The organism is Motilimonas pumila, from assembly GCF_003596335.1.
Taxonomy (GTDB): Bacteria; Pseudomonadota; Gammaproteobacteria; order Enterobacterales; family CBDFNC01; genus Motilimonas; species Motilimonas pumila.
In genome coordinates, this window is record NZ_QZCH01000027.1 from 22,752 (window position 1) to 37,189 (window position 14,438).

Consider the following 14,438-nt stretch of genomic DNA (forward strand, 5'->3'; position numbering starts at 1 on the left):
CAATGCGTAAAAACCTTGAACTCTGCATGGGTTACCACCATTAAAACGCACCCAAAGGTGATGTAAATCACGAAAACAGCAGAGATTTACCGAAAAAGTGGGAAGTAGGCGAACTATTTGATAAACATACCAACGCGAATGATAATATATATCATCCGCATAATGATTACCAACAAGATATGGATCGTTGTTAGTAGTAGCCACTCACCTTAAATAGAGCTCGACTCACGGAAATCAAACATGAAAACCCAGTATTCTCCCCTTGCACTGCTCGTAGCAAGTTGCTTCGCTTCGCCCTTTGCTCATGGTCAGTCTCAGCTAGAAGCCGCACAGCGTGAGGCCGATAACACGCCAGAGACCATAGTGGTTGTGGGCGAGCTCACCAATTTTGAAGTCACAGATGAAGAATTGAAAAAGTATCAAGCCAATGACTTGGCAGATATTTTTAGAACGGTTCCCTCTGTCACCGTGGGCGGTTCATTAGGCGTTGCGCAAAAAATATATGTTCGAGGGTTAGAAGATACCTTTCTTAATGTGACGGTAGACGGCGCGCCGCAAACCAGTACCTTGTTCCATCACATGGGCCGTTTATCAATTGACCCATACTTACTCAAAAGCGTCGAAGTACAAGCCGGTGCGGGTGAAGCAACCAGTGGCGCAGGCGCCATCGGTGGTGCCATTCGTTTTAAAACCAAAGACATTGACGATTTACTGGATCCAGGTAAAAGCATTGGCGGCTTGATCAACGCCAGCTACTTCTCAAATGATGGTTATCGTGCTGGCGGCAGTTTTTACGGCCGGATCAAAGACACCTGGGGCATGCTTGGCTCTTACACTTATGTTGACAATAACATCATGCAAGACGGTCACGGTGATGATATCCCCGGCTCCGCGTCAGAGCGAAAGCTGGGCTTTTTTAAAGTCAACGGCGATTTAACCGACAACCAAAGTTTAACCTTTAGTTACGAAAACCGCATTGAAGAGGGGGACTTCGCTCAGCGTCCAAACTGGCCCGCCACCGAAGATGCCACTCTCTATCCCCTTGAGCTAGAGCGTGATACCTTTATCCTTAACCACCAGCTGTTGGGTAATCAGTACGTCAACCTTGAAACCACTCTTTACCACACCACAGCTGAAGTAGTGCAAGATATTTACGACCGCTGGGGCCAATACCGAGGCAAGGTGTCAAGTGTCGGCTTTGACCTTCGCAATACAAGCGATATTGCTGAACACTCAGTTACTTACGGCGTAGAATACCGCAGCGATGAAGCTAAAGCCGGCTCATTAGAGGCTGACTCTACTGGTGACGTCAAAGAAGACGGCGACGTGTTGGGCTTATACGTGCAAGACCATTGGCAACTGCACCCTTCTCTTTTACTCAGTTACGGCCTGCGTTACGACCGTTATGATATGAAACAACACGCGACCGGTGTCAGCGTAGACAGCGACGGCTTTAGTCCAAACATTGGTTTTAACTTCGAATTCGCCGATTACTGGATGCTCAACGCCGGTTATGCCCAAGCGATGCGTGGTAAACAAATTGGTGATACCTTTACGTTAGAATCCAAAGCGGTTGATCCAGACCTAAAACCTGAAGAAGTGGAAAATATCGAAGTTGGCATTGAGTTCCAAAAAGGCAACTTTATCGCTTCTGCCACGGTTTTCCAAAGCACCATAGACAACGTTATTAACACCCCGATTGGCAGCCATCAATACGAAAATGTAGGCAAGCTAAAAACTGAAGGCTATGAGTTAAAAGCAGAATACTGGTATGGCGACTTGTACGCAGTGGCCAGCTTTAACAGCTATGACAGTGAGCTCAATGGCCACACGGTAGAAGGCTATGAACACAATGGCCTAGGTAACTCTCGCGGTGATACCTTTGGTTTGAATTTAGCCTATAACGTCACTCCAGACATCGAGCTAGGCTGGAACTTTACTTACGTGGCCGACTTAGACAATATCGAAGTATTACATCGCGCCGTAGATATTGGCTGGATAGATGAAGTGCAAACCATCGATAAACCCGGTTACCAAGTACACGATATTTACGCCCAGTGGCTGCCTCTGTCGGATGACTCTCTCAGCTTGAACTTCACCGTGACCAATTTGTTTGATGAGTACTACCGCGACCATTCTAGCGTAGGTGATTACTCATCTATTCCTGATTGGGGCTCAGTGTCTGGTATTCATGAACGCGGCCGCGACATTCGCGTGTCTGCCAGCTACAAATTCTAATTGCTGTCACATTCATGATGCAGCAGAAAAGGCGCTTGTGCGCCTTTTCTGCTGCAGTCCGTTGGCAATTGCAATCACCGAATTGAAAATCAGGAAACAACACCATCAAGCATATCAGCTCCTCGTATATGGCTTTTACACCCCGTTTCGCGGCAAGTTTCGCTCTCGTGATGTTGGCGTTTTTAGCCTGCTCATCATTGTTTATTGGCGCCAGCGAACTCAGTCTTCATGCCATTTGGCAGGGGAATGAGCAAGCTTGGCAAATTTTAACCGTCAGCCGCATTCCACGCCTTTTGGCTATCGTGTTGGCAGGTGCCGGGCTCAGTGTTGCCGGTCTTATCATGCAACAAATTGTGCAAAACCGCTTTGCCTCTCCTTCTACAACCGGCACCATAGACTGCGCCGTGTTGGGCTATGTAGCAGGCATGATATTTATCAGCAGTGACGCCCTGTGGCTGCACTTTGGCAGCATCTTTTTATGTGCCATGGCGGGCACCTTAATATTGGTGCGGTTTATTCAGCATTTACAATTTAAAAACGCTGTGCTCGTGCCCTTAATCGGTATCATGTACGGCAATGTCATCTCTGCCATTTCCACTTTTATTGCCTATAAATATGACCTAGTGCAAACCATGGCGACTTGGACCTTGGCCAACTTCGCCAGCGTCTTGCAAGGCAACTATGAAATGTTGTTTTTGGCCATCCCTGCTTGCTTTATTGCATATTATTTTGCGCGCCAATTCAGCGCCATCAGCGTTGGCAAACATTTTGCCACTAACCTAGGGCTTAACTATCAAGGGTTGGTAACCTTGGGCGTTATTTTGGTTGCCGCCATTGCTGCCCTTGCCGTTATGACGGTCGGCGTGATCCCTTTTATTGGCTTAATTGTGCCAAATGTCGTGGCGTTAATCATGGGTGACAATTTGAAACGTATTTTGCCATGGACCGCATATTGGGGGGTGGTGTTGGTATTATTGTGCGACGTCATCGGCCGCATCATTATTTTTCCCTATGAAATTCCCATCGCCATGATCATCAGCATTATCGGCGGCGCCTTGTTTATTTACCTGATCCTTAGGGACAAACGCCATGGCTAATCGCTATAAATTTACTGCTTTATTGTTGGCTTGCTGCGCGGTGGTGGCCCTATTTATCGGTCAAGGCCTAACCTTAGACAATTATCAGTTTTTCTTGTCACGGCGCATTCCCAAACTGCTGGCCATAATATTGGCTGCGGTATGTATTTCGGCGTCTTCATTGGTGTTTCAAACCATCACCAATAACCGTATTTTAACGCCCTCCATCTTGGGGTTCGACAGCTTATACTTGCTCATTCAAGCTTTATTAGTGGTGCTATGGGGCACCAGCAGCGTTGTAATTGCTCATCCTATCATCAATTTTCTGATCAGCTGCGCAGTCATGACAGGTTTGGCGCTGACCTTGTTCCACTTTTATTTTAGCCGCAAAGGCAATGACATATTTACCTTATTACTCCTTGGCGTGGTATTGGGGAGCGTGTTTAGTAGCTGCGCCAACTTTTTAATCATGCTGATCGACCCTAACGAATTCACTACGTTACAAGCCATGATGTTTGCCAGTTTCAACAACGTGAACGACACGCTGGTCTATTGGGTATCTCTGCCCTTAGTACTTTGCTTATGGTGGCTGCTGCGCAGCGCCGCAACGTTAGACGTATTGTGGCTTGGGCCGGATAATGCCACCAGCTTAGGCGTCAACGGCCCCAAAATGGTCAAACGCTGCATGTTTATCATTACTGTCATGGTCGCTATTTCCACTGCTTTGGTTGGCCCAGTGCTGTTTTTTGGTTTGATCACTGTCAGTCTAACTCGACAAGTATTTCAGTGGCACCAACACAAGTATTTAATCATCGCCAGCGGGTTATTAGCCGTATTGCTTTTAGTCAGCGGTCAATGGGTGGTGGAGAAAGTACTCGGGTTTGATACTACCATCAGCGTCATCATCAATTTTGTTGGTGGGACATACTTTTTATATTTGTTATACAAAAACAAGGTCTGATACGAGGGAATAACGTGATCACCTTAAGCAAGCTCAATAAAACCTATGGTTCACAACGCGTGGTCAATGAAGCCAGCATGGCGTTCGAACAGGGTAAAATCACGGCGATTATCGGTCCCAATGGCGCCGGTAAAAGTACCCTACTTTCGATGGCAAGTAGATTAACCAAATTGGATGATGGCGCCATTCGTATCGCCAACGTCGCCTTGCAAGATTGGGACAACGCGGAACTGGCAAAAACCTTGTCGGTCTTGCGCCAAGCCAACAATGTTAACATGCGTTTTAGCGTACGCGAGCTGGTGGCTTTTGGCCGCTTCCCCCATAGCCAAGGGCGCTTAACCCCCGAAGACGAAAACAAAATTGATGATGCACTGGCGAAATTAGACTTAACCTTGTTGCAACACAAATACTTAGACCAACTCAGTGGCGGTCAAAGGCAAATGGCGTTTATTGCCATGGTGGTTGCCCAAGACACCGAATACGTTTTTTTGGACGAGCCCCTGAATAACTTAGACATTAAGCACTCAGTAGAAATTATGCAAGTGCTTCGCCGCCTCGCCCATGACTTTGGCAAAGCCGTTGTGATTGTTATTCACGATATTAATTTTGCCGCCAGTTATGCCGATAACCTGGTAGCGATGAAGCAAGGTAAGGTGGTGTGCCAAGGCAGCGTGGCAGAAGTATTAACCGAGCAGCAGATGAGCCAGATTTACGATATACCTTTTGCAATTCATGATATTGGCGACAAGAAAGTTTGCGTCTATTTCGGCTAGTCATTCGTGAGCACTCAATAATAGACGCAACCTTCAATTATAACGTTACCACTACGTCTTTAAGAGCCAAGCGGGCTTTCGGTAAACCGTGGTTATAATCGGCGGTAGGCAAATGATAACCCATTGCCAGTGCAACTTGGCAAACGTGACCGTCCAGCTCATCTTTAAAGGCTTCGCCTATTAGGTCAGGGTCTACTCCTTCCATGGGGGTTGAGTCAATGCCAAGGCGCGCCAGCGTATGCAGGATGTTACCCAGCGCTATGTAGACTTGTGCCTTGGTCCAGCTGGCATTATTACCTTGAGCATCGGTATTAGCCTCGGCAAACGCGTAAGCGCCCATCATGTTGTCGTACATGTCTTTAGGTAAATGGCCTGATGTCACTTCTACGTCTACCCGCTTAGCGTACTTATCCTTGGTGAAATGCGGGTCGTAAGCCAGTAGCACAGTATGGGAAGCTTCTTTAGCATGGGGCTGATTAAACTGATACATGTTGGCAAAGGTGTCATGAAAACGCTGCTTGGCTGCGTCTGAAGCAATAATGATGAATTTCCACGGCTGCGAGTTAATCGAGGACGCCGACATCCGCAAAGCTTGGCAAATCACCGCCATGTCTTCGTCTGATATGCGCTGGTTTGGATCGTACTTTTTTGTGGTGTAACGGGCATTTAAATCACGGATTATCGGGTGTGTCATGATGGCCTCTTAGACAAATAATGGTCGTACAGTGTTGATTTTTAATCAACATAACTCTAGTTGATTAATGCCTCACTCGCACCATGTTTCGCATCATTACTGGTATATTTATTGCCAAATATTATGCCGCATAGCGAATTTTGTTAACGTGTCACCGGCAGCTAAATTAAGCTTATCGCCGATGCGATATTTATGGGACTCTACCGAGCGAATGCTGAGGTTTAACTCACCGGCCACCACTTGATTTGATTTGCCGCTGCCAATCATTCGTAGAACCTGCAGTTGGCGCCGAGTTAAACTCTCTAAATTCACTTTATCGGCTTGGCGTTGTTCATAATCAGTGGCAACACTGGCGCTAAATTTAGCTTCTCGCCAACACATTAACCACGCTCTGCTGAGTAATTGCATCACTTGTAAATATTCAGCTCGACAAGGCTGCTCCGTCATAGTGGAAATGGCTAAGCCACCTTGTAGTTCGCCAAACATGGTCAATGGCAAGGTATAATGGCTGTTAAAACCTTCTTTGTATAATGCTCGTAAAATGGTGTTGCTGCTTTGCCGCAAACTCAGCGCATTGTAGTAGCGCCAGTCTCGGATAATCGATAGCCCTGCTAAATATTCATTAACGGCTTCAGATTGAAGGTTAACGTAGAAATCAAAAACGAGCTTTTGATTATCATATCGCTGAGCTGAAAAGTATTGCTTACTTATTAGCTGTAACTTGGACGCTGGAATAAGGGTAATTCGATCAAACGGAAAAACCTGTAATGAACGGCTAATGCTTTGCTCAACCGCTTCAAGCAAACATGATTTTTCGCAGTTCAGCAGGCCATTCATTTGCTCAATAATAAATCCTTGATGCTGGCTCATGTTAGTCACCTCTTTTGTTAATTGACATCGCCCATGTATGCATCACTGCGTGGGCCTAAAAGCTCAGTAACATGACGCTAAGCATGAGCGCCACGGTTAAAAATAAGCGTTTACTGTGTTTCATTTTCACTCCACTTCGTTGACGCCATTGGCGTGCAAAAAAACAGGCTCATCAATCGACGCGCAAGGCGTACCAATCGGTCTGAATAAGTACCCAATGCAATAGAAACACCCGGTCTGTTTCTGGCACGCCGTGGTCTTCACTCCAATCGGCAATCGCGCTGAGCAACGCTCGCTCACTAACGTGATCCGTTTTCACCTGGTAACCTAATTCGTTTAGGGCATGTCCCAGCGAGGGATACACCGAAGGCGACAGAGCCAGCTGATAACTGTTCGCTTGTTCAAGCAATTGCATCACGTCCCAATTTGCTTTGGTGGCCATGTAATGAATCTTTGCTTGCGTAAATGATTGCTCACATTCTGTTTCTTGCTCCGACTCCTGGCATCTGCCGTGCAAGGATAAATAATGACGATAGCTTTGCTTCATAAGCGCAAACGCGGTGTGTTCATACCGAGTTAATACCGCCCGGGTGGCCATTTTTATTTCACTGCCCACCGCCAAAGGACTGCTAAGCCCAGATAAACAACACATTACGGCAGCCACAATTCGGTTTTTATGCATACTTCTCCACCTTTTTAGTCACTTATTAACCCCTTATCTCGCCACCCAGCGTCATTTCTTCCCTTGATACCGAGCAGGTTGGATTTTTTTAATGACTTGATAGCCCATGGCTTTAATAATGAGCGACACTTGGTGATCGATATGACTGAAAAATTGGTGCCAACCACGGCATAAGTAATTTAAGCCGGTCTCTCCTTCGAAGGTTTGCAAAATTCGCCGCTTAGGGCACTCCCCAAAACAGGTAAATAGATACTGGCATTGACGGCATTGATGGGGTAAACCGGCTTCTTTAGCAAGACTGAACAGTTTTTGTTGGCTGCCTGTTTGCATTTGACTTAATGACTGGCGGGCAATATTGCCTAACTTGTATTCTGGCTTTTGGTATTGCTGGCAAGAAAATACGTCACCATTGCGTGTTAAAGATAAATTATTGCCACAGCTGGAAGACAGGGTGCATAACGGGCTTGCTTGCCCCATCCATGTTTCAACGCAAGCCGCCACATAAGGCAAATTGACGTTTCCTAAATCATGGTAAAACCACTCATCAAACAGGGTGCACAAAAAGTTTCCCCACTGCCCAGGTAACAGGCTGTCAGGCGTCATCAAAGGGTCTGTGGGTGATTGCATTGCTTCGCATTGAGCAAAAGGGAAGCTGCGACTCGGGTTCGACCTAGCTTGTGCCTGTTTTACGACAGGCACAAAATGCATCTGAGTAGAACCTAACGTATCGCGCAGGAAATGGTACAGGGTTAATGGCGCTTCGGCACTTTCACGGTTAACTTCACTGACGGTTGAAAAAACCACTTGGTAGTGACGTAACAAGGCGACCCCTTCAATGGCCAAAGCGAGTGCTTTGTCCGGCACAGATGGCGACGCATGCTGTCTGATGGGACCATTAATTTGCACTTGTACAAAAAAGCCATGCGCGGCTAAAAATTGTGCCCATTGCTGGGTAATTTGCGTCGCGTCGGTTTGCAAATGGTTCACAATCACTGCGCCTGGCGGACGATATTGTTGCTGTAAGCGCACCACGTCTTTAAAGTAAGCTAAGCCTAATAAGGTTGGCTCTTCGCCCTGCCAAACAAACTCGATTTCGTGGTGATGTTGCTGTTCGATATAACTTTTAATGTAGTGTTCTAGCAAATCTGGTGACATGGCATACCAACTCAAACAAGCCGTCGATTCAGCCTGAGAGGCTGGATCCAAACACGGCTCAAGCAAGTTTGCGCTCATCCGAATGCGCGGTGATGAATGTACTCTAGGATCAAGTGTCATGACGAACTCCAAGTCAAAATCGATTGGCTTGCGCCTCTCAATACGTTAACGATACAAGGGTCCTTGTCACTGTGGCACTGGAAGATTTACCAGTTTGGCAAGCAACATTTACCAGACTTAACGCCGCTGAGGAGGACACTTACTTGTGGCCACCTTTAAGTCGCAATAGGCTGAGCCAAATAGCCTAACCTGCAACTTAATCTGACAGCATGCTAAACGAGGAGCCCTGAAACAGGAGCAGTAGAATCACTGCGAATAAACGCTTTTTTCAATTTGAACGTGTTTAAAAGTACCAAAAGAGCGTGAGGGCATCACTTAACCCAAGTGAAATGCAGGCGTATTGGGTGGTTTAAAAGAGGGTAAATAAAAAGCGCACCTGAAAAGACTTCAGGTGCGCTTGACATCAGGGGAAGCTTAATTAAAGGACGGAAAACCGCCACGCTATTTAGATGTTTACGTCAAATCGGTCAGCGTTCATGACCTTGCTCCAAGCGTCAATAAAGTCGTTAACAAACCTTACTTTATTGTCGTCTTGAGCATAAAACTCAGCGTATGCCCGCAGCACAGAGTTTGAGCCAAAAACCAAATCAACGCGGCTCGCTTGCCATTTCACCTCACCAGAGGCGCGCTCGCAAATGTCGTAGCGGTTACCCGCCGTCGGTTGCCAACTGTACGCCATATCGGTTAGGTGAACAAAAAAGTCATTGCTTAAAACGCCAACTTTATCGGTGAACACGCCTACTTCACTGCCTTGGTAATTGGCACCCAATACCCGCAACCCGCCAATCAACACCGTCATTTCTACGGCGCTTAAACCTAATAGTTGGGCACGGTCGAGTAACAGTTCTTCTGGTGTCACGGCATAATGTTGCGGCAGGTAATTTCGAAAACCGTCTGCTTTTGGCTCTAACACGCTAAAAGACTCAACATCGGTCATGGCTTGAATCGCATCTCCGCGCCCCGGCGTAAATGGCACCACAAAGTCTAAACCTGCTGCTTGGATCGCTTGCTCAACCCCGACATTACCCGCTAATACGATAACATCGGCTAAACTGATACCGTACTCTTCAGCAATAGGCGTTAAGGCATTTATTACCTTGGTGAGTTGCTCTGGTTCATTAGCTTGCCACTCGGCTTGAGGGGCCAAGCGGATGCGGGCACCATTGGCTCCTCCGCGTTTGTCTGAGCCCCTGAATGTACGGGCGCTGTCCCACGCTGTCACTACCATTTCGGCGATACTCAAGCCTGCTTCAGCAATGCGCTTTTTGACACTCTTCACATCGTACTGGCGAGGCCCCGCTGGCACAGGATCCTGCCAGAGTAAGTCTTCAGCAGGGACATCTGGTCCAATATAAGCAGACTTAGGCCCCATATCTCTGTGAGTTAACTTAAACCAAGCGCGTGCGAACGTTTCAGAAAATAGTTGCGGGTCGTTCTGGAACCGCTCGGATATCTTTCGATAAGCCGGGTCTACTTTCAGTGCCATATCAGCGTCTGTCATCACCGGGTTATATTGAATGCTAGGATCTTCCACATCAACTGGCATATCCTCTTTTTTAATATCAATCGGCTGCCACTGATGGGCGCCAGCAGGACTCTTGGTCAGCTGCCACTCGTAATCAAATAATAATTTAAAATAGCCGTTATCCCACTGGGTTGGGTGCGTTGTCCACGCTCCTTCAATGCCGCTGGTCACGGTATCGCGACCTATGCCACGACTGCTGTGGTTATTCCAACCTAAACCTTGCTCTTCTAGCTCTGCGGCCTCAGGCTCTGGCCCCAATAAGGCAGCGTCACCGTTACCGTGACATTTACCAACAGTGTGACCACCCGCGGTGAGCGCCACTGTTTCTTCATCGTTCATGGCCATGCGCTGGAATGTCACCCGCATGTCTTGAGCCGTCTTTAATGGATCGGGCTGGCCATCTACGCCTTCTGGATTGACGTAAATCAGTCCCATCATGACCGCTGCAAGTGGGTTTTCTAAGTCCCGCTCACCGGAATAACGTGAACCTTCAGAGCCACTTGGCGCTAGCCACTGTTTTTCCTCACCCCAATAGATGTCTTTTTCTGGATGCCAAATATCTTCACGACCAAACGCAAAGCCAAAGGTTTTCAGCCCCATAGACTCGTAAGCCATGTTGCCGGCCAAAATCATCAAATCGGCCCAACTGATTTGGTTACCGTATTTCTTTTTGATCGGCCACAGTAAACGGCGTGCTTTATCGAGGTTAGCATTATCAGGCCAAGAATTGAGCGGTGCAAAACGTTGATTACCTGTGCTTGCGCCGCCACGGCCATCAGTCACGCGATAGGTGCCAGCCGAGTGCCATGCCATGCGGATCATCAGTCCGCCGTAGTGTCCCCAATCGGCAGGCCACCAATCTTGGCTGTCTGTCATTAAGGCTTTAAGGTCCGTCTTTAACGCCTCCACGTCCAACTTTTTCAGCGCATCTCGATAGCTAAAAGCATCCCCTAAAGGATTGGTTTTGGTGTCATGTTGGTGAAGAATGTCAAGGTTGAGGGACGTTGGCCACCAATCTGTATTATTGGCTTGTGTGGTGGTAGCACCACCGTGCATCACTGGGCATTTACCACTGGAACTTTTCTTTAGATCAGTCATTTAAGACTCCCTTAGATGAAGGTAATAAGTAGTTTCGCCGCCAGGATGTCCCTGACCAAAAGCGACGCATTTACAGTTCGGCTGACGCCTTACTGTGCAATATTGTCTTACTTTTCAATCTATCTTATTCGACATTTAAATAGCAATGAAAACCATTCTAATTATAGGGCTTTTGATGTCGATTTTAGCTTATCAAGATAAAGTTGCAGAAAAATATCTTCACAAAGCTGGGGTTTTCGTGGATACACTCATTAAGGAAATACAAGAAGAAATTCACACTGTATCCAGCGGCGGCAGTTCAATTATTGGTAAGTTCGCCCTTGATGTTGCAACCAACCACCAACATGACGACCACCGGGGTCATGATGCGTCCAATGCACAACGCCACCTTTGGCATTCCACTCATACTCACCATAAAAACGGACATGATCGCCCACCTGCAGGTCTGCAATACGCGGGGCCAGGTCGATATTATGAGCAATGAGCAAGGTTTGGCCGCTGGCTAACTTGAGAATAAAGCGTTGATGTTGACTGCCTTTGGTGTCATCTGGCAGTACTTTAATAACCCGCCCCTCTCCTTTTACTTGTATGTCACTTTGCTGCTGGCGATAAGCCGTTTCAATGCTCCTATCGGCGGCTAAGCCGACACCACAAAATCCGCATAAGACGGCCGCCAAAACCAATATAAGGGGTTTAAACATGACAGAACTCCGTATCGAATACTTAAATGATGTCCATCAATTTTAGCTAGCGGTATGATTTATAGCTGGTAAATATCTCTCAGAAGTGTGTTTGACCCGCTTTGATGCAGGTTTTGATGATCACGATCAAAACCATTAAAGCGCGTTCTTAATGGTAACGTCTGGCAAAGTGAATATCGCGTCGCCATGATCTGGCAGCGAGGCGCAACGGCTCAAGCAAACATTGATACAACCAGACTTCAGCAGGCAAAAAAAAGGGACAATACTCAGTGAGTATTGTCCCGGATAGTCGTAACATCTGATCCTTGATGTAATGGTGCTCCCTGCACTCCTATGACTAAATAACCTAATCCCTAGGTTGTTCCACTTCCCAATCCTTTGGGGTGTCCTTCTTTGGCCATCCTAGCCTAACAAACCATCCTGATTTGTTGTCTATCTCCTTCCTGGAGGTGTCCCTTGGCTACATCCTGTAGCATTTCCTTTTGTCATCCTGACTGCCAAACTTCCTGTCTGACATCGAGACCCAACATCCTGTTAGTGCCTCTGTGCTTCCTTGCGGGATTAAATATAAGCTTTTTTGTCTCTGACAAAAGCAATAAAAACAAAAAAAATAGGGGTTTTCCAATAGCTAAAATACCAATAAAAGTATAACTTAATGTTTTAATTGATAAAAAAATGAAATAACGTCCAGTTACCTCGCACTTAACACAGGGTTTTCTTAGCCATAAAATGTAGCAAGATTACAACGGCTATGGTCAATCTCTCACAGAGAAAATTTAGGCGTTTGCATTTCATCGGCATTATTTTCAATTTAGCCGGAAAATTAGCCGTTTATCATGATGTTATGATATTTTTTTATGTGATTTGGATCACTCAATAAGTGAACAACTCTTAGCCATCATTAAAAAATCCCACAGGGCAGATGACACTGCGTCATAGCAAGTCCCATTTAAAATAGAACTCATGACCAAAAAAGCCCCGCAAGGCAGGGCTTTTGAAAACAGAAAGGGAATTAGTTGGTTTCTATGGTCATCTCAACGCGCCCACTTGGACGAGGATCGCTGCATTTACCATGAACATAGCGGCCATTACCGGTAAACGGCCCGGTTTTACCTATGCTAATAAAATCGCCCAGCAAGAATTGATCGATAACGCCCGTGGTGATGGATACGTCAAATAGCTTATATTGGTTAAAACGACTGCGCCAGCGCGATTTACTGGTATCGTCTACCCACCACATTAACAACAAATCTACCGGCGCTTGTTCGTTGACGAAAAAGATATCATTGCCTCGGTAATGGCTGCTTAACTCATCCTCGGCTAAACACTTCTCGAAGCTGTCGATACACTCTTTAATGGAATGAGGCGCAAGCAGCCATGCATTTTGAGCGTAACCAGAGGCATAGCCAATACGTGGCTGCTTACTGCTGGGTCTAAATCTGTCGGGACGGTTAACTCTAATGCCATAACCTGCTGGCAAGTTGTCAACAATTTCGTCTGGTAAATCTCCCGCCTGAGACAATGGCACAAATAGCTCTTCGCCGCTGCGCGCGTCTTTCATGCCCAGCGGGCCTGCGTAAGCAAAGCTCACAAACTGTTTTAAGTTTTGCTCACAGGCTGGCACTTGCGGCGCGGCCACAATTGGCTGCTCTTGATAAACCGGATCGTAACGGTAAATGCCCCAATCCACGTCATTGATGCCAGTCAGCGTCGACATTAATACTGAACTGGTTCTCGGCCTTGGTGATCCCGCTTGAATCGCACAATGATATTGGCCATCAGCGGCTGGGTTAAACTCTTCCCCAGCGGCTTCTGCGGCTTCCCGCGCCTGCCACAGGGCAGGATCGTCCGGCTTCGGCGCGTCAATACACGTACCAGGCAAAGCAGTGACTTGCCCCGTTAGCGGGTTGCGTATTTCACGCGGGCATTGAAAAGGATCCGGATTGTTTGGATCGCAGGGCACATAGCCCTCTTCTAAATATGACGTATCAAAAGGATCGCTGCTCGGGTCTAAACTTTGGCTGTAGTCGGGTGACGGCGTACGAGACTGCTCAATGATATCGACAGGGTATTGATAACTCCAATCGTCTTGGGCGGCGTACAAGCAAAAGAAATTTGGCGGCGTGTTACCCGCGCCAAGGTATATATTTGCAGATCCCGCTGCTGGGTCTGTGGGCCCAAAACCTGTTACGTCACACTCACCTCGTACGGGCTGCGAAAAGCCACCTTTCTCAAAATGGCCATCATTTCTTACTCTTTCACCTTCGTAAGAGGGTAAATGTGCAAAGGCGCTAAAACTTACTGTGGTCAGTAAAGCAATCTGACTAAATCGAAACCAGCGTGGCTGGGTGCTTCCAGGTAAGGGGGATTTCATTTTCTGTATCCTGTCTTAGATTAATAAGTACAGAGTACAAACAAACTTCTCTCTGCAGCCGGCAACTACGAGATGACAAAACGGCGAGATCATTAAAGGCGGCTAATTCATACAGCGGACTTAGCCAACTCACTAAATATAGGTCGAGAAATACCCTTTTATGGCCATTAA

The 14,438-nt window shown here is 46.9% G+C and carries 11 protein-coding genes; 4 read left to right on the forward strand and 7 right to left on the reverse strand.

The genetic code is table 11. From position 1 onward, the window contains the following. Nucleotides 1-240 precede the first annotated feature (240 nt). From D1Z90_RS16775 to D1Z90_RS16790, 4 genes are all read left to right on the forward strand, one after another. A complete protein-coding gene (locus tag D1Z90_RS16775; protein ID WP_119911947.1) occupies nt 241-2,238 on the forward strand; it encodes a TonB-dependent receptor domain-containing protein in 1,998 nt (665 codons plus the stop codon). Nucleotides 2,239-2,366: 128 nt separating this feature from the next. Further along, nucleotides 2,367-3,335, forward strand: coding sequence for an ABC transporter permease (locus tag D1Z90_RS16780; RefSeq protein WP_119911948.1), 969 nt, complete (start codon nt 2,367-2,369; stop codon nt 3,333-3,335). Beyond that, nucleotides 3,328-4,275, forward strand: coding sequence for an iron chelate uptake ABC transporter family permease subunit (locus D1Z90_RS16785; RefSeq protein ID WP_119911949.1), 948 nt, complete (start codon nt 3,328-3,330; stop codon nt 4,273-4,275). The genes D1Z90_RS16780 and D1Z90_RS16785 overlap by 8 nt, the downstream gene beginning before the upstream one ends. Nucleotides 4,276-4,289: 14 nt before the next feature. Then, entirely contained in the window at nt 4,290-5,048 is a 759-nt protein-coding gene (locus D1Z90_RS16790; protein ID WP_119911950.1) for an iron ABC transporter ATP-binding protein, read from the forward strand. A 37-nt stretch (nt 5,049-5,085) separates the two neighbouring features. Here the strand turns inward: D1Z90_RS16790 and D1Z90_RS16795 are convergent, their stop codons facing one another. The 7 genes from D1Z90_RS16795 to D1Z90_RS16825 form a co-directional block, all read right to left on the reverse strand. Continuing rightward, nucleotides 5,086-5,742, reverse strand: a complete 657-nt coding sequence (locus D1Z90_RS16795; RefSeq protein ID WP_119911951.1) for an NAD(P)H-dependent oxidoreductase — start codon at nt 5,740-5,742, stop codon at nt 5,086-5,088. A gap of 108 nt (nt 5,743-5,850) precedes the next feature. After that, nucleotides 5,851-6,612: a helix-turn-helix transcriptional regulator gene (locus D1Z90_RS16800; protein WP_119911952.1), complete on the reverse strand. Its 762-nt coding sequence runs from the start codon at nt 6,610-6,612 to the stop codon at nt 5,851-5,853. A 172-nt stretch (nt 6,613-6,784) separates the two neighbouring features. Beyond that, the gene (locus D1Z90_RS16805) at nt 6,785-7,294 is read right to left on the reverse strand and encodes a hypothetical protein (protein ID WP_119911953.1); all 510 of its coding nucleotides are present in this window, start codon (nt 7,292-7,294) and stop codon (nt 6,785-6,787) included. Nucleotides 7,295-7,345: 51 nt separating this feature from the next. Beyond that, a complete protein-coding gene (locus D1Z90_RS16810; protein ID WP_119911954.1) occupies nt 7,346-8,569 on the reverse strand; it encodes an SPASM domain-containing protein in 1,224 nt (407 codons plus the stop codon). 445 nt (nt 8,570-9,014) lie between these two features. Beyond that, nucleotides 9,015-11,192, reverse strand: coding sequence for a catalase/peroxidase HPI (gene katG, locus D1Z90_RS16815; protein ID WP_119911955.1), 2,178 nt, complete (start codon nt 11,190-11,192; stop codon nt 9,015-9,017). Between the two features lie 302 nt (nt 11,193-11,494). Then, nucleotides 11,495-11,893: a DUF3465 domain-containing protein gene (locus D1Z90_RS16820; protein ID WP_119911956.1), complete on the reverse strand. Its 399-nt coding sequence runs from the start codon at nt 11,891-11,893 to the stop codon at nt 11,495-11,497. Between the two features lie 1,012 nt (nt 11,894-12,905). Further along, entirely contained in the window at nt 12,906-14,267 is a 1,362-nt protein-coding gene (locus D1Z90_RS16825; protein ID WP_119911957.1) for a hypothetical protein, read from the reverse strand. Nucleotides 14,268-14,438: the final 171 nt, after the last annotated feature.

Bases quoted from the DNA above. Each gene is read 5' to 3' on its own strand.
- D1Z90_RS16825 (WP_119911957.1), bottom strand. From the start codon at position 14,267: ATGAAATCCCCCTTACCTGGAAGCACCCAGCCACGCTGGTTTCGATTT.
- D1Z90_RS16795 (WP_119911951.1), bottom strand. From the start codon at position 5,742: ATGACACACCCGATAATCCGTGATTTAAATGCCCGTTACACCACAAAA.
- katG (WP_119911955.1), bottom strand. From the start codon at position 11,192: ATGACTGATCTAAAGAAAAGTTCCAGTGGTAAATGCCCAGTGATGCAC.
- D1Z90_RS16820 (WP_119911956.1), bottom strand. From the start codon at position 11,893: ATGTTTAAACCCCTTATATTGGTTTTGGCGGCCGTCTTATGCGGATTT.
- D1Z90_RS16805 (WP_119911953.1), bottom strand. From the start codon at position 7,294: ATGCATAAAAACCGAATTGTGGCTGCCGTAATGTGTTGTTTATCTGGG.
- D1Z90_RS16775 (WP_119911947.1), top strand. From the start codon at position 241: ATGAAAACCCAGTATTCTCCCCTTGCACTGCTCGTAGCAAGTTGCTTC.
- D1Z90_RS16780 (WP_119911948.1), top strand. From the start codon at position 2,367: ATGGCTTTTACACCCCGTTTCGCGGCAAGTTTCGCTCTCGTGATGTTG.
- D1Z90_RS16810 (WP_119911954.1), bottom strand. From the start codon at position 8,569: ATGACACTTGATCCTAGAGTACATTCATCACCGCGCATTCGGATGAGC.
- D1Z90_RS16785 (WP_119911949.1), top strand. From the start codon at position 3,328: ATGGCTAATCGCTATAAATTTACTGCTTTATTGTTGGCTTGCTGCGCG.
- D1Z90_RS16800 (WP_119911952.1), bottom strand. From the start codon at position 6,612: ATGAGCCAGCATCAAGGATTTATTATTGAGCAAATGAATGGCCTGCTG.